The sequence below is a fragment of the Gordonia sp. GONU genome (assembly GCF_024733855.1).
Lineage (GTDB): Bacteria > Actinomycetota > Actinomycetes > Mycobacteriales > Mycobacteriaceae > Gordonia > Gordonia amicalis.
In genome coordinates this window covers 14185-38373 of the sequence record NZ_JANRHB010000043.1, presented here as the reverse complement: position 1 = coordinate 38373, position 24189 = coordinate 14185, and the positions used below count along the sequence as shown (strand labels likewise).

General features: G+C 66.1%; 20 protein-coding genes. 17 read left to right on the top strand and 3 right to left on the bottom strand.

Annotated features, from left to right (window positions below; translation table 11 throughout):
• Positions 1-725: 13E12 repeat family protein (locus NWF34_RS23375; RefSeq protein WP_258326203.1), on the top strand; the 725-nt coding region annotated here is incomplete at its 5' end.
• Between the two features lie 19 nt (positions 726-744).
• Here the strand turns inward: NWF34_RS23375 and NWF34_RS23370 are convergent.
• Positions 745-1437: a class I SAM-dependent methyltransferase gene (locus tag NWF34_RS23370; RefSeq protein ID WP_258326202.1), complete on the bottom strand. Its 693-nt coding sequence runs from the start codon at positions 1435-1437 to the stop codon at positions 745-747.
• A 49-nt stretch (positions 1438-1486) separates the two neighbouring features.
• Between NWF34_RS23370 and NWF34_RS23365 the strand changes: the two genes are divergently transcribed.
• From NWF34_RS23365 to NWF34_RS23340, 6 genes are all read left to right on the top strand, one after another.
• On the top strand, positions 1487-2461 hold the full coding sequence (locus NWF34_RS23365; RefSeq protein WP_006434769.1) for an NADPH:quinone oxidoreductase family protein: 975 nt from the start codon (positions 1487-1489) through the stop codon (positions 2459-2461).
• Between the two features lie 54 nt (positions 2462-2515).
• On the top strand, positions 2516-2785 hold the full coding sequence (locus NWF34_RS23360) for a DUF2277 domain-containing protein (RefSeq protein WP_024497587.1): 270 nt from the start codon (positions 2516-2518) through the stop codon (positions 2783-2785).
• 513 nt (positions 2786-3298) lie between these two features.
• Positions 3299-5698, top strand: a complete 2400-nt coding sequence (locus NWF34_RS23355) for a hypothetical protein (RefSeq protein WP_258326201.1) — start codon at positions 3299-3301, stop codon at positions 5696-5698.
• A 25-nt stretch (positions 5699-5723) separates the two neighbouring features.
• On the top strand, positions 5724-6434 hold the full coding sequence (locus NWF34_RS23350) for a hypothetical protein (protein ID WP_238555630.1): 711 nt from the start codon (positions 5724-5726) through the stop codon (positions 6432-6434).
• A gap of 232 nt (positions 6435-6666) precedes the next feature.
• Positions 6667-8403: an ABC transporter substrate-binding protein/permease gene (locus tag NWF34_RS23345; protein WP_238555635.1), complete on the top strand. Its 1737-nt coding sequence runs from the start codon at positions 6667-6669 to the stop codon at positions 8401-8403.
• A 3-nt stretch (positions 8404-8406) separates the two neighbouring features.
• Positions 8407-9153 carry an amino acid ABC transporter ATP-binding protein gene (locus NWF34_RS23340; RefSeq protein ID WP_024497591.1) on the top strand — a complete coding sequence of 249 codons (747 nt, stop codon included), beginning with the start codon at positions 8407-8409 and terminating at the stop codon, positions 9151-9153.
• Positions 9154-9157: 4 nt separating this feature from the next.
• On the opposite strand, the gene NWF34_RS23335 is transcribed toward NWF34_RS23340, so the two are convergent.
• Positions 9158-9964 (bottom strand): FadR/GntR family transcriptional regulator, encoded by an 807-nt coding sequence (locus NWF34_RS23335; RefSeq protein ID WP_024497592.1) that lies wholly within the window; start codon positions 9962-9964, stop codon positions 9158-9160.
• Positions 9965-10103: 139 nt separating this feature from the next.
• A complete protein-coding gene (locus NWF34_RS23330; protein WP_024497593.1) occupies positions 10104-10886 on the bottom strand; it encodes an SDR family NAD(P)-dependent oxidoreductase in 783 nt (260 codons plus the stop codon).
• A gap of 198 nt (positions 10887-11084) precedes the next feature.
• On the opposite strand from NWF34_RS23330, the gene NWF34_RS23325 reads away from it, so the two are divergent.
• The 10 genes from NWF34_RS23325 to NWF34_RS23280 all read left to right on the top strand — a co-directional run bounded on the left by NWF34_RS23325 (position 11085) and on the right by NWF34_RS23280 (position 24173).
• Positions 11085-13820: a PEP/pyruvate-binding domain-containing protein gene (locus NWF34_RS23325; protein ID WP_258326200.1), complete on the top strand. Its 2736-nt coding sequence runs from the start codon at positions 11085-11087 to the stop codon at positions 13818-13820.
• A gap of 100 nt (positions 13821-13920) precedes the next feature.
• Complete coding sequence (locus tag NWF34_RS23320; protein WP_258326199.1) at positions 13921-14709, top strand: tyrosine-protein phosphatase; 789 nt, start codon at positions 13921-13923, stop codon at positions 14707-14709.
• A 203-nt stretch (positions 14710-14912) separates the two neighbouring features.
• On the top strand, positions 14913-16211 hold the full coding sequence (locus tag NWF34_RS23315; RefSeq protein WP_024497596.1) for a CaiB/BaiF CoA-transferase family protein: 1299 nt from the start codon (positions 14913-14915) through the stop codon (positions 16209-16211).
• Between the two features lies 1 nt (position 16212).
• Positions 16213-17439 (top strand): CaiB/BaiF CoA-transferase family protein, encoded by a 1227-nt coding sequence (locus NWF34_RS23310; RefSeq protein WP_024497597.1) that lies wholly within the window; start codon positions 16213-16215, stop codon positions 17437-17439.
• Positions 17439-18629, top strand: a complete 1191-nt coding sequence (locus tag NWF34_RS23305; RefSeq protein ID WP_035760244.1) for a lipid-transfer protein — start codon at positions 17439-17441, stop codon at positions 18627-18629. Before NWF34_RS23310 ends, NWF34_RS23305 begins: the two co-directional genes overlap by 1 nt.
• Positions 18626-19063 (top strand): Zn-ribbon domain-containing OB-fold protein, encoded by a 438-nt coding sequence (locus NWF34_RS23300; protein ID WP_024497599.1) that lies wholly within the window; start codon positions 18626-18628, stop codon positions 19061-19063. The genes NWF34_RS23305 and NWF34_RS23300 overlap by 4 nt, the downstream gene beginning before the upstream one ends.
• Positions 19064-19278: 215 nt before the next feature.
• Complete coding sequence (locus tag NWF34_RS23295) at positions 19279-21738, top strand: CoA transferase (RefSeq protein ID WP_258326198.1); 2460 nt, start codon at positions 19279-19281, stop codon at positions 21736-21738.
• A complete protein-coding gene (locus NWF34_RS23290) occupies positions 21731-22930 on the top strand; it encodes a lipid-transfer protein (protein WP_258326197.1) in 1200 nt (399 codons plus the stop codon). Before NWF34_RS23295 ends, NWF34_RS23290 begins: the two co-directional genes overlap by 8 nt.
• Complete coding sequence (locus NWF34_RS23285) at positions 22927-23400, top strand: Zn-ribbon domain-containing OB-fold protein (RefSeq protein ID WP_024497602.1); 474 nt, start codon at positions 22927-22929, stop codon at positions 23398-23400. Before NWF34_RS23290 ends, NWF34_RS23285 begins: the two co-directional genes overlap by 4 nt.
• The gene (locus NWF34_RS23280; RefSeq protein WP_258326196.1) at positions 23397-24173 is read left to right on the top strand and encodes an SDR family NAD(P)-dependent oxidoreductase; all 777 of its coding nucleotides are present in this window, start codon (positions 23397-23399) and stop codon (positions 24171-24173) included. The genes NWF34_RS23285 and NWF34_RS23280 overlap by 4 nt, the downstream gene beginning before the upstream one ends.
• Positions 24174-24189: the final 16 nt, after the last annotated feature.

Here is a 24189-nt window from a genome sequence, read left to right as displayed (position 1 = left end):
GTCACCGCGGGTTGCCGATACAGGTGATCGTCAAAGCCGACCTCAACGATCTGATCCGCGAAGCCGGGTTCGCCACCACCGCCACCGGCACCCTGATCCCCATCCCCGACCTCATCGACATCGCCGCCGACGCCCAACCCTGGCTGGCGGTGTTCAAAGACGCCACCGCGATACCGCTGTACTTCGGGCGCGGTAAACGCCTGGCGACCCGCGAACAACGCCTCGTGTCCTTCGCCCGTCCCGACGGCGAGGTCTGCTCCACACCCGACTGCGACCTTTCGGCCGCGCACGTGGAAATGCATCACGCCCAACTCGATTGGGGCCTGGGCGGACTCACCGACATCACCGACCTCGCACCCGCATGTCCGAAACACAACCGGATGGTCGGCGATCAACCCGGCCAATACACCACCCGCATGGTGCGGGAAGGACCCGACGAAGGTCGCTGCGTCTGGCAACTCAACGCCGAACCCGGCGCACCACCCAACCCCGAACGTGTGAACCGGCGACCCGACATACCCCGCCGATTCCTCGAGCACCTTGAACAGGTGCGCACCGAGATCCACGGACCCGATGAGGCGTCCGGCGATCAGCCGCGCCTCGAGGTCCGCCGGGTCATCGACCACCGGACGACTTCGCCGCCTGCCCGCGAACTATCGATCACCGACCTGTCACCGATCGAAGTGCACCTCGCGGCCATCATCGGACTGACCGTTACGTTCTGACACAGAGACGGCGCCGGCGTCAGGTGGGAAAGGGTGCTCCCACCTCGCCGGAGTCGCGTCGTAGCACGCGCAGCGAGCCTTCGGCCCGGACCTCGGTGAACTGGCCGGTTTCCAGGGCCTGGCAATAGATCTCGTAGGGCGGGCGTCCGCCGTCGGCGGGATCGGGGAAGACGTCGTGGATCAGGAGGGCCCCACCGATACGCACCCACGGCGCCCAGCCGTCGAGGTCGTTCTGGGCGGCCTCCATGCTGTGACCGCCGTCGATGAACACGAAGTCGGCGGGCTTGCCCCAGATCCGGGCGGCGACGGTCGACGGTGCGAGGAGTCCGACGACGGTCTTCTCGAGCCCGGCGTCGAACATGGTGCGGCGGAAGCGCGCCGAGGTGTCGAGCGTTCCGGTGTGCGGGTCCACGAGGGATTCGTCGTGGTACTCCCAACCTGGTTGGTGTTCTTCGGAACCGCGATGATGGTCGACGGTGACGATGACTGCGTCGTTCGCCTCGGCGGCGGAACCGAGGAAGACCGTGGACTTTCCGCAGTAGGTGCCGATCTCGATGCCGACCTTCGTCGAATCCGGTTGTGACAGATATTCTCCGGCGATCTCGAACAGCGTCTGTGCCTCGTCGAGCGGCATGAAGCCCGGCGCCTCGTCGGCGACTCGGCGACGTTCGGGGGACGGTGCGTTCGGCGACGGCGCCGTGGACTGTGACATGGCACAGATCCTATCGGGTGTGTGAGGGGCGCCGCGTAGGGTGAGCGATATGAAAGCTCAGGTACTCAGCGCAGAGACAGGCCCCTCCGGACTCGAGTTGACCGACGTCCCCGACCCCACTCCCGCCGACGGCCAGGTCGTCGTCGACGTCAAGTCGTGCGGTGTGTGTTTCCCGGACCTCCTGATGAGCCAGGGCAAGTACCAGCTCCGCGTGCCCACCCCGTTCACCCCGGGTACCGAGGTCGCGGGGGTCGTGCGGTCGGCGCCCGAGGGATCGTCGGTGAAGGTGGGGGACAAGGTCCTCGTCGCGTCGATCGTCGGCGGTTTCGCCGAGCAGGTCGCGGCCGCGCCGGAACAGCTGCTGCCCCTGCCCGAGGGACTCAGCTTCGAGCAGGGTTCCGCGATGGGCATCAACTACCAGACCGCGCTGTTCGCGCTGAAGACCCGCGCACACACGCAGCCCGGTGAGGTCGTCGGCGTGCTGGGTGCCGCCGGTGGCGTCGGGACCGCGTCGATCATGGTCGCCAAGGCCATGGGTGCGAAGGTCGTCGCCATCGTGCACCGCAAGGGTGCCGAGGAACTGTTGCGCAGTGCGGGCGCCGACGAGATCGTGCAGCTCGAAGAGGGCTGGGGCGACAAGCTCAAGGAGGTCGCACCCAAGGGTGTCGACGTCATGATCGATCCGTCCGGCGGTGAGGTCTTCGACGAGGCGCTGCGCCAGGTCGCCCCCGACGGTCGCTACGTCGTGGTCGGTTTCGCCGCGGGCGGGATCCCGACGGTCAAGCTCAACCGCGTGCTCTTCCGCAACATCGCCGTCGTCGGCGCGGCCTGGGGCGAGTACGTGCGCACCCATCCCGAGCTGAACCTCCCGGCGAAGCTGCACGAGGAGCTCAGTCAGATGATCGCCGACGGGATGACCCCGCAGGTCAACGTCACCTACACCCTCGACCAGCTGCCCGAGGCGTTGACCGATCTCGCCGAAGGGCGGATCCTGGGTAAGGCGGTCGTCAAGATCGGCGACTGAGACCGGTCCGGCCGGCGACGACCGCAGGAGATGCCACCTGCGAAGGGAACCGCCATGTGCCGCAACATCACCGAACTCCGCGGACTGGAACCGCCCGCCACGGCCGACGAGGTCGAGGCGGCGGCGCGACAGTATGTACGGAAGGTGAGTGGCGTCCGGCACCCGTCGCCGGCCAACGTCGAGGCCTTCGAGGCCGCGGTCGTCGCCGTCACCGCGGCGACCCGCACCCTGCTCGACGCCCTCCCCGAGCGTCGCCAGCCGCCCAAGACGGTCCCGCCGCTTCGACGCCCCGAGGTCCAGGCGCGGATCGCCGCGCGGGGCTGAGGTCGGGTCAGCGATAGGTATCGCTGGGCGAAACCTATCGCTGACTGTGTCGGCTCCGAGTCGAAAGCGGTTCCGTACGGCCGCGATCGGCATTGTGGAGTACCTGAGTGCACCCCTGTCTTGACAGGGTTAGGATCGCGAAGACATTTGTGCTGATCGTGGCCACCTCGTGGCCATGCGATTGGGTGGGGGACGAGTGACACCGAAGCCTGTAGAGGTGAACCCGAGCAGTCTCGCGGACGCAGCGAGGCACTTGCATGCGTACGGGACATCGATTCGGGGGATCGAGTCGCCGACGTTCGGAGCTATCCGTAACTCGCTGGCGGGTTTCGAGACCGCATCAGCCACGGATAGCCTCGACGGGTCGGTGAAGCAGGCTCTGACAACAATTGCGGGTCGACACGAGCAGTTCGGTGATGCTCTGAAATCTGCCTCGAGCGCGGTGGTCAATGCCGACTACGTCGCCGCTCGGCTACTGGAGTCACTCGGCAATCTCAACCAGCGTCCTGAGTGATGGCGGCAAAGACTCGAAGTATTGTCCGCGACGCGCACCCCGAGGTTCTCGCTCATGCCGCGTCCGCATTGGTTCCGGTGTCGGCCGCGATCGAGAGGAAAGCCGGGGAACTCCACGCGAAGGTAACAGGCCTCGATTGGAAGGGGGCCGCGCGTGACGGAGCGGTGACCCGCGCGGACTGGGAGAAAACGCAGATGACCCGGGTTGCGGACGCAGTCGAGGAACTCGGCGAAGCGTTCACGTCCGGCAGCAACCGGATGGCCCCGATGGTCGCGAACCTCAACACCTCAGCGTCCAATCTCGAGAACGACCTGTTCTCAGTCGAAGATGATTGGACCGTTCGTGATCTGCGCGACTACGCCTCCGAAGAGAGGCGCAACGAGGGCGACTCCACCGCGCTGTCCGAGATAGCCGAAGCTCGCCGCATCCGGGGTGAGGAAGCGACCAACGAGACCATCCGGCTGCAGAGGCTTGCGCAGGAGCTGCACACGGCTGACGTGGACACGAAGCGCGCGATCAGCGAAGCAGAAGAACTCATCAGGACGCTCACACCCGTCACAGCGGGACTCAGCATCCGCCAGTCCGAGATAGACCTGCAGGCACTCAAGGATGGCAAGCTGTCGCCGGCGGGCCGAGAGCGTCTGAGGCGAGCGACATCCCTGAGTCCCGGCCAGCTTGAAGCGCTCCGCGAAGGGCAAGTCACGGAGATCTCCCAGGGGCAGTACAACTATTTGAGCAATATCATGACCGAGCTCGAGACGGCGAACATGGACGACCTCCTCAGAGTTCACAACGCCGCGCCCGGTCTGCTCGGAGACGCCCTGCGCATCATGTCGACTCCCAATGTGCACACGAAAGCGGGGTCGACCGGCGGCCTCGACCGCCTGCCTGACTCGGTTGTGTCGTTGCTGCGCGAGAATCCGATCGAGTACACGACCGCAGGCACGTCGACTGGATACCCCTTCTCCTTCGCCGGGGTTCCGCGCCTCGATGACTTCAAGGCCCTGAACACAATTCTGAGCGACCGAACCGACCGCGCTCTGCAGTTGGGCACTGATGTCGATCGTGGAGTGCTCAAGCAAGCCTCCGAGATCGTCGGCGCCCTCCCGGACGGCGACAACAACCTCTTCGGTCTCTACGACGAGAATCAGAGCGCAGAGGACGTGCGAAAGCTCGCGAGCTCGATGCTCACCAACTCGAGTCACGATCGGCAGGCGGTGACAGACTTCCTGACCGGGGAACGGATGGATGTCACCGTCGCCGAAGGACACCGATACGATGCCGACGCACACGTATTGAACATACTTACCGAACGGTGGTCGGCGGATGGCGCTGAACTCCGCGGTGATGGCGATTTGTCCGGCGGCAGAGATCTTTTCGATTGGATCGGGGCGGCGGCGCCATCTGAGGGGTACGAAGGGCAGCTCGGGGGTAGGGCAGCCGACGCGCTCGCGCGCATACTGATCGAACACGAGAACGACCTCGATTCGCTGGTCGTCGACCAAGACGCAACAGGCAACAACAGGTACGAAACCGTCGGTGACCGAAATGCCCTGCTGTCGCAGGTACTCGCCAAAAACCTCGCGCCATACTTCGGCAACTTCGCCGGTGCTCCGGATGAGGTCTTGGTCAATCACACTGCGGAGCCGCTCGAAGACACCATCGAGTTCTCGAAACTTATCGGGGTGCTCTCCACGGATCCCGGCGCTGGTCGAGTGGCGTTGAGCGCAGCCGTGCAGTGGGAGAACTTCCTCGCGCACGAGTACGGCAGCGACCCAGAGAACTCGGAGCTCGCCACTGCCGCAGCCAAGATGCACAAATCGATGGACGACGGGTTGACCAATGCGCTCTCGACCCTCGCCGACAATGACCAATGGGAGCGGTTGCGGGAGTACAACGAGAAGTCCTTCTTGATCGACTCGGCCGGAGGGCTCTTGGCGTCTGGCGGGTTGAAAGTTCCTGGGCTTTCGGAGGTCGCCGGAATGGCAGTCCCACTCGTGAAGATGGATGAGGTCGCGTTACCGACTGCCGACCCGGGCGCCGACGAAGCTGCATGGCGGACTGAACTCAAGGACTTGGGGACGAGTCTCGACAAGCTGACAGCCGGACCCGATCGGGTTGTTCAGGTGACGGCAGGGTTTCTCGAGGATCGCCCGGACCTATGGGGAAAGCCTTGGCGCACAGACTCGGGGTCGGTGTACTTCGTGAAATCGGACGGAACTCTGGACATTGCAGTCGTGCAAGAACACAAGGAAGAATTCAGAGCCTTTGCGACGGGAATTGGTGCAGAGCGAATCAGATTTGACTACAACGAACACTACCGCGAGTCGATCGAGGACCCGACTATTGATGATGTCGGTGCAGAGAACAGCAAGGTGGCCGATCGTGCGCCTAATTAGAGTTGGGGTGGCTTTCACTACTTCTGTGGGTGTGCTCGCCGGTTGCGGCCAGGCCATCGATACGTCTCCGCGTGGTGAGGTCGCCGGTTCCTCTGGCGCACATGTTGTGGTCTCGCCGTCGCAGGAGCGTGCTGATAGCGGATTGCAGTGGCGGATGCGCTGGCGTGAGGACGGGGCGGTTGACCTGTCGTCGCCCACCGCTACGTTTATTCGTGCGGCAATGGAAGCTTACTATCTGGTCTTGTTTGACTGGGATCCCGAGGAAGAGTTCCCTGGATTGAAAGAGGCTGCTCCTGTCTGGTGGAACCGAGACATCGCACCGAGTAACTCCCCGTTCAACACGGCTGACGTGGTCCTGAAGATAGCGTCGGTGCAGAAGGTCGGAGCTGATCATGCATCTGCGCTCATTTGTCATTCTGGCAAGACCGCGAGTAGTGAATCCGAGTTTCCTGGATATTTCGATCCAGCGAACCCGCCTGACGTGATCCAGCGGGGCGTCAAAGTCGTTCGATTGGCCTTCGAGCGCACGGGGACTGCGCCTCCCGACGGTCTTGCGGGTGATCGACTGTTCCCCGGTAGCAATGTGTTCGGCGATTGGAGGCTCACCGAGTTCAAGTCGACGTGGGCGCCTAACGTGCCGGGTGAGGCAGCGCCGGACCGGAGCACCTGCGGCGACATGGGGGATCTGACAGCCCCCGGACCGTCGTATCCAGGTTGGCCGGACGCTGGGGTCTGAGACGATAGAACGCGCCAAGGGTGCGCTGATCCGTGCCGACAGACCACTGGGCTCGGAGGGGTAAACGCAGGTCACCGGGGTTAGGCTCACCGGTGAGCAAAAATTTGGGACGTGACCGCAGGGTCGGGCTAGGGTCCGAGTGGTGTCCAACCACCGATCTCCCCGCGCTCATCGAGCCGCTCCGCGCGTGGTTCGTATCCTCGCGCTGGCGCTGACCGCCGCCATCGTCGGCATGCTGACCATCCTCGGCGGACCCGCGCCGCATGCCGAGGCCGCCCCCGACGACAGCTGTAGCCCGGCCGGGCTCGCGTCGGCGTCGGCGGCACCGGTCAACCTGGCCGCCGCGGAACAGGGTGGGGAGGACAAATACACCACCCCGAACACCACGCCGATCGACCAGATCGACATCGGCTCGCTCGAACTGCTTGCGCCGGGCAAGATCTCCGTCGGCACCTTGTCCGACGCCGGGCCCAGCATCTGTGTCAACAGCGCCGGCAACTTCACCGGCTTCGACAACGAACTCCTCAAGGCGATCGCCGCGAAGCTGGGTCTGCAGATCGAGTTCAACGGCACCGAGTTCGCCGGTCTGCTCTCGCAGGTCGCCAACAACCGGTTCGACGTCGGGTCGTCGTCGATCACGACCACCGATGACCGTCGCAAGACCGTCGACTTCACCAACGGCTACGACTTCGGCTACTTCTCGCTCGTCGCCCCCGAGGGCGGTCCCATCAAGGGATTCGGCGACCTGTCGGACTCCACCCGTATCGCCGTCGTCCAGGGCACCGTGCAGGACGACTATGTCGTCAACACGCTCGGCCTCGACCCGGTCAAGTTCCCCGACTACGCAACGGCGTACGCCAATCTCAAGAGCGGTCAGGTCGACGCGTGGGTCGCGCCGTCGCAACAGGCGGAAGGCGCGGTACGCGAGGGCGACGGCACCGCCATCGTCGAGAACACCTTCAGCGTCAACAACTTCGTCGCGTGGGCGGTCGGCAAGAACAAGCCGAAGCTGGTCGAGGCCCTGAACTCCGGGCTCGACGCCATCATCGCCGACGGCACCTACGCCAAGCTCTACGTCGACTGGGTGCCGCGCGAACTCCCCGAAGGCTGGAAGCCGGGCAGCAAAGCCGCACCCGAACCCGAACTTCCCGACATCGCCGCGATCGCCGCCGAGAACGCCGCGAACGCCGGCCCGACCGAAGCCGCCAAGCCCAAGAGCACGCTCGAACAGCTCGGTGACACCTTCTTCAACTGGGAGCTCTACGAGAAGTCGTTTCCCGAACTGATCAAGACCGGCCTGGTCAACACGCTGATCCTGTCCGTGGTCTCCGGTGTGCTGGGCACCATCCTGGGCATGATCCTCGCGGTCTGCGGCATCTCCCGGTCGCGCTGGTTGCGTTGGCCCGCACGTGTCTACACGGACATCTTCCGCGGTCTGCCGGCCGTCGTCGTCATCCTCATCGTCGGCCTGGGCGTGGGCCCGGTGGTCAAGGGCCTCACCGGAAACAACCCGTACTGGCTGGGCGCCGTCGCGTTGGCACTGCTCGCGGCCGCCTACATCGGCGAGATCTTCCGATCCGGTATCCAGAGCGTCGACGACGGTCAGCTCGAGGCGTCGCGTGCGATCGGCTTCAGCTATCGGCAGTCGATGCGGCTGGTGGTGATCCCACAGGGCGTCCGGCGCGTGCTGCCCGCACTGATGAACCAGTTCATCAGCCTCATCAAGGACAGCTCCCTGGTCTACTTCCTCGGACTGCTCGCCAGCCAGCGCGAACTGTTCGCCGTCGGTCGAGACCTCAACGCGCAGACCGGAAACCTGTCACCGCTGGTCGCCGCGGGCATCATGTACCTCATACTGACCATCCCGCTGACGCACCTGGTCAACTACATCGATCGTCGCCTCCGCACCGGTAGGCCCGCCGATGTCCACGATGATCCGTTGCCCGCCACCGCGGTCGAGAAGGGATAGGCCATGCCTGCCACCACCACACGAAAAGCGGTGTCGCTGACCGGCACCGGCCTACACCTGTCCTTCGCCAGACACCATGTGCTGCGCGGGGTCGACATCCAGGTCGACGCGGGTACGACGACCACCGTCATCGGTCCCTCGGGATCGGGCAAGTCGACGCTCCTGCGGGTACTGAACCGCCTGCACGAACCCGACCGGGGGGACATCCTGCTCGACGGCCGGTCGGTGCTCCAGGACAACCCGGACGAACTGCGCCGCCGAATCGGCATGGTGTTCCAGCACTTCAACCTGTTCCCGCACAAGACGGTGGTCGAGAACGTCGCGCTCGGACCGCGGAAACTCAAGGGGCTGAGCAAAGACGAGGCACGCGACGTCGCGCTGAGGCAACTGGAGATCGTCGGCCTGACCGAGAAGGCCGACGTGCGACCCGCACGTCTGTCGGGCGGTCAGCAACAGCGGGTGGCCATCGCGCGTGCACTCGCGATGACACCGGAAGTGATGTTCTTCGACGAGGCGACCTCGGCTCTCGATCCCGAACTCGTCAAGGGCGTGCTCGCACTCATGGCCGACCTCGCGTCCGAGGGCATGACGATGGTCGTCGTCACCCACGAGATGGGCTTCGCACGCAATGTGAGTGACAACGTGCTGTTCATGGATCACGGCCTCGTGGTGGAAACCGGTGAGCCCGGCCAGATCTTCGACGACGCGAAGTCGGAACGACTGCGTACGTTCCTGTCTCAGGTGCTGTAGCAGCTCACATCCACTGCACGAGTTCGTCTGACCGTTCCGGGTGACGGTCCCGGAACCGTTGGACGACCTCGCTGATGTGATCGTGCATCAGCGTCTCCGCCTTACGAGGACGGCCCGCGATGATCGCCTTGGCGATGTCGGCGTGGTCATGGCTCATCGCATCGTCCTCGGCGATGGTGTCGCGGCCGGCCTCGAGGACGTGCTCGACGACGATGTGGTCGATCGCCTGCGTGAGCAGCGTGAGGACGCGATTGCCGCTGAGTTCGGCGATGACGGCGTGAAAGTTGTTGAGATCGCTGAAGATCTCGCTCTCCTCGTGTTCCTCGACGTCGTAGTCGACGAACCGCGCGAAAGCGGCCTCCTTCAGCTTCCGATCCTCGATCCGGGCGACCTTGGCGGACAGTTGCGGTTCCAGGATCTCCCAGGTGTCGAACACCTCGTCGTAGGTCGCGCCGGCGAGATGGAAATACAGCGTGGCGGTGCGCGCGAGGTAGGACGCGTTGAGCGCGCTCACGAACGGACCCCCGCCGGGGCCGCGCTTGAGCGTGATCAGCCCCTGGACCTCGAGGATGCGAAGCGCCTCGCGGAGGGTCTCGCGGCTGACCGAGTAGTTGGCGAGCATGTCGCTCTCGGCCGGGAGACGGTCGCCTCGCCGCAGCCCGAGGCTGACGATGTCGGAGACGATCGACGCGGCGGTGGTCTCCGATGCCTTGGGGGCACGCGTGGTCTCGCCATTCTTCTCCGAAGACGATCGCATCTCTCCGGGGTTGTAGATGATCGGGAGACCCGTGCGGGTCAGTTCGCGTGTCATCGTCGACCTTTTCTCATTCGGTGGCGGCGGTCCGCGAGCCGCTGGCTGGGTTCGCAGTCGGATTGCACACTACTGGTGAACGGTGTCCGACTTCGGAATTTCGTACGTGTGAACGAAACCGGCGCTCGACGCGGCGGGTTCAGTACGGGGACGATCCACCGTCGACGTTGAGGGTGGTTCCGGTGATCGCGCCGCTGTGCTCGCCCAAGAGGCTCACAGCGGCGTGCGCGACCTCGTCCAGGGTCGCATGTCGGCCCGTCCTTGTCAGGTCCTTGTAATTCTGCTGAGGATTCGAGTAGCGCCCCGTGTTGGCCTTTCCTGCCGACGACGACTGCGTCCGAACCCGCGTCGGGATCTCCACGTATCCGGGACACAGCGTGTTGCATGTGATGCCGAGTTCGCCGCAGTCGAATGCGATCGACTTCGCCAGGCCGATGAGTGCGTGCTTGGCCGTCACATAGGGGCCGATACCCGGGAGAGTGGGCAGTTTGCCCTCCACCGACGCCACCATCAGGATGCGTCCCCAACCGCCGTCGACCATCTGCGGCAGCACGGCATGGGTCATGGTCACGGCAGTCATGACGTTCAGCTCGAAGCCACGCCGGAAGGCGCCCGGATCGATCGTGTCGATGCGTCCGTATTCCCCGGTGCCGCCGCCGACATTGTTCACCAGGATCTCGATCGGGCCCAGTACGTCCTTCACGTGCCCGGCGACCCGTTCGGATTCTCCGTCGGCGAGGGCGTCGGACTCCACGAAGACCAGGCGGTCGCCCGCGGCGGCCTCGTCCAGCAGTTCGCGGCCCTTCTCTGCCCGTCGGCCAGTGACGGCGACACGGGACCCGTTGTCCAGCAGGGCGAGGGCGACGGCCTTCCCGATGCCGTCGGTTCCCCCGGTCACGAGGGCGACGCGTCCGTCACGCATGATCTGTTCCCTTTCGGTCGAGGCGATCAGCTCGCAGGCTGTTGCATCGATCTTAAACCTACTGAGGAATTTGTGTCATTATCCAGAATTCCTCCGTAGGAACTCTTGACACTTGGGCTGTGAACCGGGTTGAATCCAGATCACCTAGTGATGTGCACCACTTGTGACCCCCCACATCCGGAACACTGAGGAGTAGCCGTGGAGTATGTAGTCCCGTTCGAGAATCGGGCGCGATGCGAGAACGCCCTGGTCGGCGGCAAGGGTGCGAACCTTGCCGAACTCGTCGCCGCCGGGTTCGACGTGCCGGGCGGATTCGTCGTCTCGACCGAGGCCTACCGCGCGGCCCTCGAATCGGCCGGCGTCACCGATCGCATCGTCTCGCTGGTCGACGGCATCGACTACGACAACATCGCTCAGCTCGATCAGGTGACGACCGAGATCCGGCAGGTCATCGAGGCCGTCGAGATCCCCGCCGCGATGCGCGAGCAGGTGGCCCAGGCGTATTCGGCGCTCGGGGATGACGTCCGTGTCGCCGTCCGTTCATCGGGCACCGCCGAGGACACCGCCGACGCGAGCTTCGCCGGCCTGCACGACACCCTCCTGGAGATCGTCGGTGTCGAGGACGTGCTGGACGCGGTCCGTGACTGCTGGGCCTCGATGTGGACTGCGCGCGCGGTGTCGTACCGCAAGTCCAACGGATTCGACCATGCGACCGCCAGCATCGCGGTCGTGGTCCAGACGATGGTGCCCTCGGAACTGTCCGGCGTCATGTTCACCGCCAACCCGCTCAGCGCGCGCACCGACGAGCTGGTCATCAACGCGAGCTACGGTCTCGGCGAGGCCATCGTGTCCGGCATCGTGACCCCGGACGAGTACGTCGTCTCCGGCGTCGACCTGTCCCTGCGTCGTACGCACATCGGAGACAAGGCGCTGACGATCTCGGTGCGTGCCGCGGGGAGTGGCACCGAGACCAAGGACACGCCGGAGGCCGACCGCAGTCGTCGCGCGCTGTCGGACGAACAGATCGCCGAACTCGCGGCCCTCGGTCGCGAGGTGCAGCGGCACTACGACGGTCTGCCCCAGGACATCGAGTGGGGCTACGCCGGCGGCAAGTTCTATCTGCTCCAGGCCCGTCCGATCACCGGCGTCGACTTCACCTGGGACGAGTGTGTCGACGACTGGCAGCTGGTCCCCGAGGACGACGACGCGCTGTGGACCTTCAAGTACTCCGAGCAGTACTGGACCGGCGGTATCACCCCGCTGTTCTACTCGGTGCGTGCGCGCGAATCGCACGAGGGCATCATGCGCATGACCGAGCTCGCCGGCTTCCGCGACCTCGTCAACAAGCGCACCTACAAGTACAAGTTCGGTACGGCCTACTACAGCGTCGACTGGGATGAGCCCTTCCAGCGGTACGCGCTGCCGCGGTCGGTCCGTGAGGGCGGCAGCTTCAACATCCCCGAGGACATCCGCGTCAAGACGCTCTCCGAGCCGCTCGACGTCAAGCGGTGGTTCCGGATGATCTGCTCGATCAACTCGTCGCCGACCTCGGCCTTCTACAACTGGAAGAAGAACGCGCGCAGGTTCATCTTCACCCCGGAGGAGATCGACAAGGCCAACGGTCTGCCCGACGCCGAACTGCGCAAGCTGTCCGACGACGCCCTGCACCGCTACGAGCGGAACCTGCAGGAGCAGGCGATCCGCTTCATGGACTCGCTGTGGGTCGGTACGCACGTGCAGAATCTGATGGTGTTCGGCGCCTTCGGTCAGATGGTCGCCAAGTACTACAAGGGCACCAACGCGCTGATCGGCCAGGAGCTGATGAGTGGTCTGCCGACCAACCTGCAGAGCCAGGAGACCCACGAGTTCTTCCGGCTGTCCGAGCTGATCCGCAACTCGGCCGAGCTGCGCCGGATCTTCGACGAGAACCCGGGACCCCAGTTCTTCACCGCGCTCGAAGATTCCGCCGAAGGGCGGGAGTTCCTGGAGCAGTACCGCGCGTTCATGGCCGAACACGGTCATCGCGGCCACGCCGACCGCGACATCTGTTTCACACGCCGGGCCGACGACGCGAACATCGACTACGAGGCCTTCCGCATGTACCTCCAGGTCGAGAACCCGACGACGCCCGCCGAGCAGGAACAGCGGGTCATCGCCAAGCGCGAGGCGGCCTTCGGCGAGGTCATGGAGTTCATCGGCCAGTCCCGCTTCGGCAAGATCGCCCAGCAGGTCTTCAAGTTCCTCTACGACGAGGTCATCGACTTCCTGGTGCTCCGCGAGGACTGGCGGCACTACATCGACCGGATCACCTTCGCCAAGCGCAAGGCGTTCCTCGAGGTCGGTCGTCGTGCCGTGGAGCGTGGTCTGCTCGAGACGGTGGAGGATGCGTTCTTCCTCAGCGAGAACGAACTGTTCGCGCTGCTCGCCGGCGGTCAGCCGGAGAGGCTGGTGCGCGCCAAGATCTCCGGTCGTCGCAAGGCGTTCGACAAGATGAACAGCCGCATGTTCACCCCGCCGATGCTGCTGCGCGGCAACGACCCGGTGCCCGAGGAGTCCGACGACGTCGAGGGCGGCAGCCAGTTCACCGGCATCGGCACCTCCGGCGGCGTGATCGAGGGCATCGCCCGCGTCATGCCGAGCATGTCGCAGATCGCCGAACTGCAGCCGGGAGAGATCCTGGTGTGCAACGCCACCGACCCGGGCTGGGCTCCGGTGTTCTCGATCATCGGCGGCCTCATCATCGAGACCGGCGGCATGCTCGCCCACGGTTCGTGCCTGTCCCGCGAGCACGGCATCCCCGCCGTCCAGCTCGTCGGCGGCATGCGCCTGATCCCGAACGGCGCGCGCGTCCGGATCAACGGCACCACCGGCCAGGTCGACATCCTGGCCGACGAGCCGGTCGCCGAGGCCCTCGAGGTCGGCGCCGGCGCCTGAGTCGAATCCGTCCCGCCCGGCCGGCCTCGACAACCGGCCGGGCGGGGCGTCCGGCTCTGCAGACTTCCATCACGAACACGAACAAGGAGACGAGCCCACCATGGGGAACGTTCCGGTACCGACCATCGTCCTCGACGGCGTCGCGAATTTCCGCTCTCTGGGCGGACTTCCGGCCACCGACGGGCGACGGGTCCGCGACGGCGTGCTCTACCGCACCGAATCGCTGGCCGGTCTGACCGACCTCGGGCGGAAGCAGCTCGCCGAGCTCCACATCGGGTCGATCTGCGATCTCCGCAGCCCTGGTGAGGTCGAGCGGGCGCCGATCGTCTGGCCTGAGGGTCAACGGCCGTGGGCGATCCCGGTCGCCACGCTCCCGGATGCACGAGTGGCGGGGGCGGAGCTGATCAGGCGAGTGCTCGCCGACACCACCGGGGAGTACATCCAAGAGGTCCTGCTCGGCAACGCGAAACAGATGCCCGGCGCGTTCGGGGAGAGCATGCGGGGTGTTTTCGACTCGCTCGAGGACCCGCAGCGCCGTCCGCTGCTGGTCTCCTGCGTGGCGGGCAAGGACCGCACGGGCTTCGTCACCGCGGTCATCTTGGCCACGCTCGGCGTGGAATGGGACGCCATCGTCGGCGACTACCTGCTCAGCAAGGAGTTCTTCACCGCCGATCGGCTGTACGACTCGATGGTCGTGTGGCTCGACGAGCTCCCGGACCCGATCATCACTCCGGAGAAGCTCCACGAGAACTCCGCATTGCCCGAGTATCTCGAGGCGTCCTTCGACGCGATCCGCGACGAGTTCGGGGGATTCGACGAGTTCCTCGCCGGCCCGTGTGGCATGGATGCCCGCCGGCGTGACCGTCTGAAGGATCTGTTGCTGGAGTGAAGAATTCCTCCGTGACCTCGACACGGAGGGCGGAAATCGCCGAGCCGTCGTGTTAACCCCGCGACGACGGCTCGGCGATGTCGTCTCGGCTTCGAGGGAATTCCACCGGATGAATTCCGTCGCACCGGTGGCGTCCGACTTGACAGTTTCATCATGAGGAATAGAGTGATTGGTGTCACGACTCGAAAGGAAGGTGAGGGGCGATGACCGACAGTGTTCAGAACGCGAATCGTCTGCCGCGCACGCGTAGTGGTCCGCTCGCAGGCGTTCGCGTCGCCGACTTCTGCTGGATGGGGGTCGGGTCGGTCGCCACCAGGCTCCTCGCGGACTTCGGCGCCGAGGTGATCAAGATCGAGAACCGGAAGCGTCTCGACATGCCCCGCCGGCTGCCGATCTACAAGGACGAGGTCCGCTCCTACGGCGAAGAGGACCCGAATCCGGACCCCGAGAAGGGTGGGCTCTTCAACAACTACGCCCGCAACAAACTCGGTATCACCCTGGACATGTCGCAGCCGCGCGGCCGTGAACTCGCCGACGAACTCATCAAGGCGTCGTCAGTCGTCACCGAGAACTTCGCACCCGGCGTGATGGAGAAGTGGGGGCTGACCTACGACCACCTCCGCTCGCTGCGCGAGGACGTCATCTATGCGCGTATGAGCGGATACGGCCACAGCGGTCCGTACCGGGACTACCGCAGCTACGGGCCGGTGATCCAGGCCGTCAGCGGACTGTCCTTCAACAGCGGCCTACCCGGGCGCGAGCCGTCCGGCTGGGGATTGTCGTACATGGACAACCAGGCGGCCTACTACAACTCGGCCGCGATCCTGATGGCGATCTACCATCGCAACCGCACCGGTCAGGGCACCGAGATCGACGTCTCCGCAACGGAGGTCGGCGTGAACCTCCTCGGCGCGGATCTGCTCGACACCCTGGTCAACGACCGGCCGAGTCGACGGCCCGACTTCCCGCGCGGCAACCGCCTGGAGTTCCCGCAGGCCGCACCGCACGGTGTGTACCCCGCGGCAGGGGACGACCAGTGGGTCGCCATCGCGGTCTTCGACGATGAGGACTGGCGTGCCTTTGTTGCGGCCGTCGGGAACCCGGAGTGGACCGGCGACAGCCGATTTGCCACCCAGGCGTCGCGCTTCACGCACCAGGACGTGCTCGACGAGTATGTGGGGGAGTGGACGAGAACCCGTGACAAGTACGACGTCATGACGCTGTTGCAGTCAGTGGGCGTCGCGTGCGGTGCGGTCCAGAACTCGGGCGAGCTCGATCAGCGCGATCCCCAGATCGCCGAGTACGAAACATTTTTCGAGCTCGACCATCCGGTCATCGGAAACGCCAAGTTCGAGGGTGTACCAGTGGGATTCGAACGCGGTGGGCCCGACAACTGGCGTTCGGCGCCGTTGCTCGGTGAGGACAACGACTACGTTTTCGGAACCATCCTCGGTCTCGACGAGGATGAGCGCGCCGAACTGTCGGCGGCGGGAGTCATCTGACATGTATGCATCACACGCTTCCGGTACCCGTCCTTTCGAGGGGCTGACCGTCGTCGAGCTCATCGACGATCCGGCCGGAGAGTACACCGGCAAGCTGTTCGCCGACCTCGGCGCGGACGTCATCAAGGTCGAGCCGCCCGAGGGTGTTCCCAGTCGGCATCAGGGGCCGTTCATCGGCGCTGAGGAGAATCCGGATCGGAGCCTCGAGTTCTGGTCGTACGGCACCAGCAAGCGCAGCATCGTGGCCGACTCCGGTGACGAGGAAGACGTCGCGGTCGTCCAGGCGCTCTGCGGTCGTGCGGACTTGCTCATCGTCGACCGCGAAGATGTCGTCGAACGCTTCGCTACCTCGTTCGACGCGCTGCGCGAACGTAATCCGGGCCTGATCATCGTGGTCATCTCGCCGTTCGGTCGCCGCGGCCCATGGGCGGGATACCGGACGAGCGACCTCGTCGCGCTGGCCGCGGGTGGACTGCTCAACAGCTGCGGCTACGACGACCACTCGATCCCGCCGATCCGCCCGGGCGGCAACCAGGGGTATCAGCTCGGCGCGATCTTCGCATATATGGCGGCGATGCTCGCACTCATCGAGCGGCAGAACAGCGGGCAGGGACAGGTCCTCGACGTGTCGATCCACGGTGCCAACGCGGTCAGCGGTGAGCTGGCCAACCCGTACTGGTTCTACCCGAAAGCCGTTGTCCAGCGGCAGACCTGCCGGCACGCACAGCCGGTCCCGACGCAGCCGGCGCTGTTCGAATGCGCCGACGGTGCCTACGTCTACCTGGCCCTGATCCTGGCCGACCAGCACATGTGGAAGGCGCTGGTGTCGTGGATGGACGAGGTCGGTGTCGCCGCGGACCTGGTCGACCCCGCCTACGACTCGCTCGAGTACCGCCAGGAGCAATTCGGTCACATCCAGCAGATGATCGAGGTCTTCTTCATGATCCAGGACTCGGCCACGGCTTACGACGAAGGACAACGACGAGGACTGCCCATCGGGCCGCTCAAGTCCTTCGAGGAGCTGCCCGAGGATCCGCAGCTCGCCGCGCGCGGGTTCTTCACCCAGGTGCCCGACGGTGACGGCGGGACCATCACCTATCCCGGTGCGCCGTGGCAGTTCTCGGCCTTCTCGGCGAAACCCGATCGCGCTCCTCGGCTCGGTGAACACACCGATGCGGTCCGGGCCGAGGTCGTCGCCGACGTCGGCGCCCAGGCGGCGAGGGCCTGATGCCCGGGTGGAAGCCCGGTGCCTGCGCGATCGTCGGCATCGGTGCGACGGAGTTCAGTTCGGACTCGGGACGCGGCGTCCTCACCCTCGCCGCCGAGGCCTCGCGTGCGGCGCTCGACGATGCGGGCCTGACCCCCGCCGATGTCGACGGCATCGTGCGATGCGACATGGACGACGTGTCGGCTCCGGCCCTCGCCCACGTGCTGGGAGTCGGGGACATCGACTACTGGGGTGAGAACGGTCCGGGCGGGTCGGGTCCCGCCGCGATGATCGGCCAGGCGGTCGCCGCGATCACCGCAGGTCTCGCGACGACCGTCCTGGTCTACCGGTCGCTGAACGGCCGGTCGGGCAAGCGATTCGGGCTCGGCGCGGGTGAGACGGTGGCCGCCGGCGGCAACAGCACCTTCGAGGAGTACTTCGCGCCCTACGGGATGCAGACGCCGGGCCAGTTCTTCGCCATGATCGCCCGGCGGTATGCGCACGAGCACGGACTCGACGACGAGCGACTGTCCCGAGGTCTGGGCGGCTTCGCAGTCGGATGCCGTACGCACGCCAACGCCAACCCGGCCGCGGTGTTCGCCGGACGTCCGATGACCCTCGATTCGTACCTGGGTTCACGCATGCTCGCAGACCCGTTGCGTCTCTTCGACTTCTGTCTCGAGACCGACGGCGGTTGCGCGGTCGTGGTGACGACGGCCGAACGGGCCAGGGACCTTCGCGGGGTGCCGGCGGCGATCGCCGGTGTCGCGCAGGCCACCGGCAGCCACGTGCAGCCCGGGATGATGTACCCGGTCCTGATGCGCCCCGACATCACCGCGTGGCCGTCACGAGAGTGCGCGGCCAAGCTCTACGCGCGCAGCGGGATCGGACCGGGTGACGTCGACGTCGCACAGATCTACGACTGCTTCACGATCACCGCACTTCTGCAGCTCGAGGACTACGGGCTCGCCGGACCGGGCGAGGCCGTGGACCGTTGCGCGACCGGGGAATTCGGTCCCGGCGGACGATTGCCAGTGAACACGGCCGGCGGAAACCTCTCGGAGGGGTACATCCATGGTCTCAATCACGTACTCGAAGGTGTGCGACAGATCCGCGGCACATCGACCTCCCAGCGCGACGATGCGAGGGTTGCTCTGGTGACCTCGGCGCCGCCGCCCGGCGCGAGTGCACTGATGCTGGTGGCGTCATGACAGATCTGTCGACGCCGCACGCCGCACACCGCGTACGTTCCGGCCTCCCGCCGGTCACCGAAGACCCAGACACCCGTGGATTCTTCGAGGCTGCCGCCGAAGGTCGTCTCGTCGTGGCCGAGTGTGCGGACTGTCGCCGGGTCATCCATCTGCCGACGTCGTTCTGTCCGGACTGTGGGCGTCATTCGGTGTCCTGGCGTGAGGTTGCGCCACGCGGTGTCCTGCATTCCTGGACGGTGGTGGAACACCAAGTGCACCCGGACTTCCCGGTTCCCTACACCTGCATTCTCGTCGATCTCGACGAGGTTCCCGGGGTTCGGTTGCTCGGTCACCTCGACGGGCGCCCGGAGCTGGCCATCGGGATGCCGATGGTCGCCGAGTTCATCTCGGTCGGCGGCGTGACGATCCCGGATTGGGTGCCCGCGCGCGGGTGAGCATGCATGTTCGATGCGCGGATCGACGACATGTCGGTCCGCGCATCGTCGTATCGCGAGTACCTCGGCGGGGCGGAATTTCATCATGATCAATAGTTGACGAAATCTCTCATGAGGAATTAGTGTGGTGCGCAACACACGAGGTGTGCAGCCCGTTGCGGACCGCTGCTCGGCAGCGGCGCAAGGGTAGTCGTCAAAGTGAGTGGAGGGGCGAGATGGCCTCGTCGGCCGAAGAGGAGCAGATCCGACGCCCGGTGTTCGGCGGTGTGCGGGTGCTCGACCTGACCCAGGGGATCGCCGGTGCGATCACCACGATGCTGCTGGCGGACGCCGGTGCGGAGGTCGTACGGGTCGACATCCCGGGGGATCGGTTCGCCGATCTCTCCGGGTACCGGGTGTGGCACCGCGGGAAGAGCCGTCTGGCGCTGGACCCCACCGATCCCGGGGTCCTCGAACAGATCTCCAGGCTGATCGGATCGGTCGACGTCGTCGTCGAGACAGTCTGTGAGGATGGAACTCTCACCGAACTGGCGAAACTTCTCGCCGCGTCAGCCTCCGCGAATCCGTCGCTGATCCGTTGCTCGATCACCGGTTACGGGGATGCGGCCGCTCACGAGGGCCGGACCGCGGTCGATGCGCTGGTTGCCGCCCGGACCGGGCTCTACTGGGAGGCGCGCGGGATTCCCGGCACCACGATCGGGGCACTGTCCGGCTGGGACGATCCGCTGGCCGGCATCGACCTGGGCCCCGGGACCGGGGTCGGTCCGGATCGTCCGGGTCCGATGTTCATGGGCATCCCCTGGGTGAGCAACGCGACCGCCTACCTCGCGACGATCGGCGTCTCCGCCGCACTCCGCTCGCGAAACCTGACCGGCGCCGGACAGCATGTGGAGACCTCCCTGCTCCAGGGTGCGCTGTGTGCCGGCAGTATTGCCTGGCAGCGGGTTTCGCATCCCGACAGCGAGGGATACCTCGGCTGGACCACCGATCCGCGGGCGCCGAAGGGGTTCTACCGGAGTGCCGACGGCCGGTGGATCCAGCAGTGGGTCCAGCTCCCGGCGTTCATGCTGGGCGTCAGCGAGGGCGACGAGATGCGGGTGCCGGAGTCGGGGGTGTCACCCAAGGATGCCGACCTGCGGATCTCCACGGATTACCTCGACATGGTGATGCTGGGCCACTTCCATCCCGAGATGGCCGCGGCTGCGGCCAAGTTCCCGGCGGATCAGTGGGAGGCGGCCGCAAAGCAGGCAGGGGTCCCGTTCGAGATCGTCCGTTCTCCCGAGGAGGCCCTGCTCGACGATGCTCTCGTCGCCGACGGTTGCGTGCGCGAGTTCGACGATCCTGATGTCGGCCCGATCCGGGCCGTCGGAGATGTCATCCACCTGTCCCGGTGTGCGTCGGGAATCGACACCCGGTTGTCCGCGGGTGACCGGACCTCCGCCGACGTTCACGTCGCGCCATCGGCATCGGGAGGCGGCTCCCCGGGCAAGCGTCGGCCCGGCGACGGCCCGCTGGCGGGTGTACGCGTCCTCGACCTCGGTCTCGCGATCGCGGGACCGTTCGGAGCCCAGATGCTCGCATCGCTCGGCGCCGACGTGATCCGTGTGAGTGCCGCCAATGACGCCACCTGGATGCGCACGCAGTACTCCCACATGTCGAACCGCGGGAAGCGCAGCGTCGTCCTCGACCTCAAGTCCCCCGAGGGGAAGGCGATCTTCGATCGGCTCGTCGAGGGTGCCGACGTCGTCCACCACAACATGCGGGAATCCGCCGCCCGGCGACTCGGCGTGGACGAGGAGAACCTGCGCGCCATCAACCCGAAGCTGATCTATTGCCACACCCGCGGCTACGAACGCGGTGCTCGAGACGGCAAGCCCGCCAATGATCAGACGGCTGCCGCACTGGCCGGCACCGAGTGGGTCGACGGTGCGGCCGACAACGGCGGCACCCCGATCTGGCCCTCGGTCTCGTTGGGCGACACCGGTAACGGTCTCCTCTCCGCGATCGGCGTCCTCTGGGCGCTCTACCACCGCGACCTGACCGGCGAAGGTCAGTCCGTCGACACCTCGATCGTCTACGCGCACATGCTCAACGCCTCGATGGCCTGGACGACCCCGGACGGCAGCCGACGCGGGGACCGTCCGGTCATCGACGCCGAGAGCTGGGGGATCTCCGCGCTCGAGCGCATCTATCCGACGGCGGACGGGTATGTCTGCCTGGCGGTCACCACCGAGCAGGGACGCGCGGCGTTGGCCGCGGCCATCCCGGAGATCGGCGACCTGTCCGACGATTCCGCGATCGCCGACCGGCTCGGCACGATTCTGGCCGGGGAGCCATCCGCGATCTGGACGGATCGGTTCGACCGCCACGGCGTGCCCGCCGAGGCACTGCCCGGTGAACCGGCCACCGTCCTGTTCGACGACCCGGACCTCAAGGAGCGCGGGCTCATCGCGTCCTACACAGATCCCGAGCTCGGTTCGGTGGAGATGGCCGGCCGGCTCATCGACATCGACGGCGCCCGGGTGCTGGGCCGGGCACCGCGCCATGGCGAGCACACGCGAGAGGTACTCGCCGAACTGGGGTTCGAGCCCGAGCACATCGAACACCTCGTCGCCGACGGGATCGTCGTGGCCCCGAGTGTGCAGCCGGAGTCGGAGGTGGGTGCCGGTGTCTGACTTCGCCGCGCACCGGGACCGCTGCGCGATCGTCGGCATCGGTGAGACGCCCTACACCCGCGACTCGGGTGCCAGCGAACTCGCTTTGGCGGTTCAGGCCTGTACCCGTGCTCTCGAGGATGCCGGTATGGCCGCCGCCGAGATCGACGGCGTGATCCGAAACGATTTCGACACCGTCACCCACAACGACCTGGCAGATGCGCTGGGCATCGAGAACCTCACGTACTGGGGGATGAACGGCGCGGGTGGTGCGGCCGCGCCCGGACAGATAGCTCAGGCCGTGGCGGCCATCGAAAGTGGCCAGGCAACAGCGGTGCTGGTCTTCCGGTCGCTGAACGGCAGGTCGGGAGCCGATCGTTACGGGCAGACCCGCCGAGAGCTCTCCGGTCCGCCGGAAGTCGGTGGCCACGGGTCGCTCGACGAGTACTTCCTGCCCTACGGCCTCGCGGCCGCCGGCCAGCTGTACGCGATGGTGGCGCAGCGTCACATGATCGAATATGACACCACGAGTGAACAACTCGGGCACATCGCGACCACCGTCCGCGCTCGCGCCAACGCCAATCCGCGCGCGCAGATGCACGGTCGGACAATGACACTCGAGGACCACCAGGCGTCCCGGCCGATCGCCGAACCCCTACGCCTGTTCGACTACTGCCTCGAGACCGACGGCGCCTGCGCGGTGGTGGTCACCTCCGCCGACCGTGCCCGCGACGCCAGGACGACCCCCGTCCTGATCCGGGCGGTCGCGATGGCGACCGGCCCCGGGCCGCGCGGCGGGGTCGTGTTCCCGAGCCTGTTCCGCGACACCTACACCACCTTCCCGTCGCGCCGGGCAGCGGAAACCCTATACGCCCGTGCTGGGTTGGGACCCGGCGACATCGACGTCGCGCAGATCTACGACTGCTTCACCATCACCGTTCTCGCCCAACTCGAGGACTACGGGTTCTGCGCAAAGGGGGAGGGCGGCCCCTTCGCCGCGAGCGGTGCCATCGACCTCGGTGGTCGAATCCCCATCAACACCTCGGGCGGGCACCTCTCCGAGGGCTACATCCACGGCCTCAACCATGTGCTCGAAGGCGTACGTCAGATGCGCGGTGAGTCGACCGGTCAAGTCGTCGGCGCCGAGACGTGCCTGGTGACCGGTGGTTCCCCCGCGCCCACGAGTGCGCTGATCCTGAGGAGGGGCGAATGAATCCGTCGCAGGAAAACCACCAGCCGGGAACCCATCAGCCGATACCGTTCACCGCCGACCGCGACACGGGACCGTTCTGGGAGGGCTGCGCGCAGCAGCGGCTGCTCGTCGCGCTCCGGGAGGACGGCAGCGTGGTCCACCCGCCGGTGGCGACCGGTACCGCGCGTGGCCCGCGCCGCTGGGTGGAGGCGAAAGGCACTGCGACCCTGCATACCTGGACCGTGGTGCGCCACGCCGTCGATCCGGCCTTCCCCGCGCCCTACACTCTCGTGCTCGTCGAACTCACCGATCATCCCGTTCGTCTGATCGGCACGCTCGACGCCGAGGTCGCTCTCGAAGCCGGCATGCCGATGCGCGTGCGATGGGAGGACCGGGGTGGCGTGACCATCCCGCAGTGGGAACCGGATCCCGGCCCATCCACTCCCGACTCATCCGACCCCGACAGGAAGAACGAAGGAACTCGATCATGACTACTCCCCGCACTGCGCTGGTCACCGGCGGTACCGACGGAATCGGACGCGCGATCGCCCTGCGACTGCTCGACGACGGACTGCGGGTGGCGGTCACCGGACGCAACGTCGAGAAGGGCACCGCACTCGCCGACGAGGTGGGCCGCCCCGAAGATTTCGTGTTCATCGAATCCGACGCCCTCGATCCCGCCGATGCGGGCAAGGTCACTGCACGGGTTCACGAGGCACTCGGCCCCATCGGCGTCCTGGTCAACAACGTCGGTGGTGGCTCGAAGAACGAGTTCGGGTACATCCACGAACTCGATCCCGCCGTGTGGGCCGACAGCCTGGAACGCAACGTGCTCACCTCGATCCGGATGACCCACGCGGTGGTACCGGACATGCTGGAAGCCAACTGGGGACGCATCGTGATGGTGGCCTCGCTGGAAGGCAAGATGCCCACGCTGCCGAAGGTCGGACCCTACGTCACCAGCAAGCACGCCCTGCTCGGGCTCGCCAAGTCGATTGCCTTCGACTACGGCGAGAACGGCATCACGTGTAACGCGGTGTGCCCCGGTTACGTTCACATCCCGACCCGCGTGCGCAAGGCGTCGGCGGCGCTCGCCGAAGGCCGGTACGCCGATCCGCAGCAGAACTACCGCGACCTCGCCCGCATCGGTCGACACATCGAGCTGCCCGAGGTCGCCCACGCCGTCGCGATGCTCGTGTCCGAGGATGCGTCGGCGATCACCGGCACGAGCCTCAACGTCGACGGCGGTTCGTCGCCGTACTGATCGGTCCCACACCCTC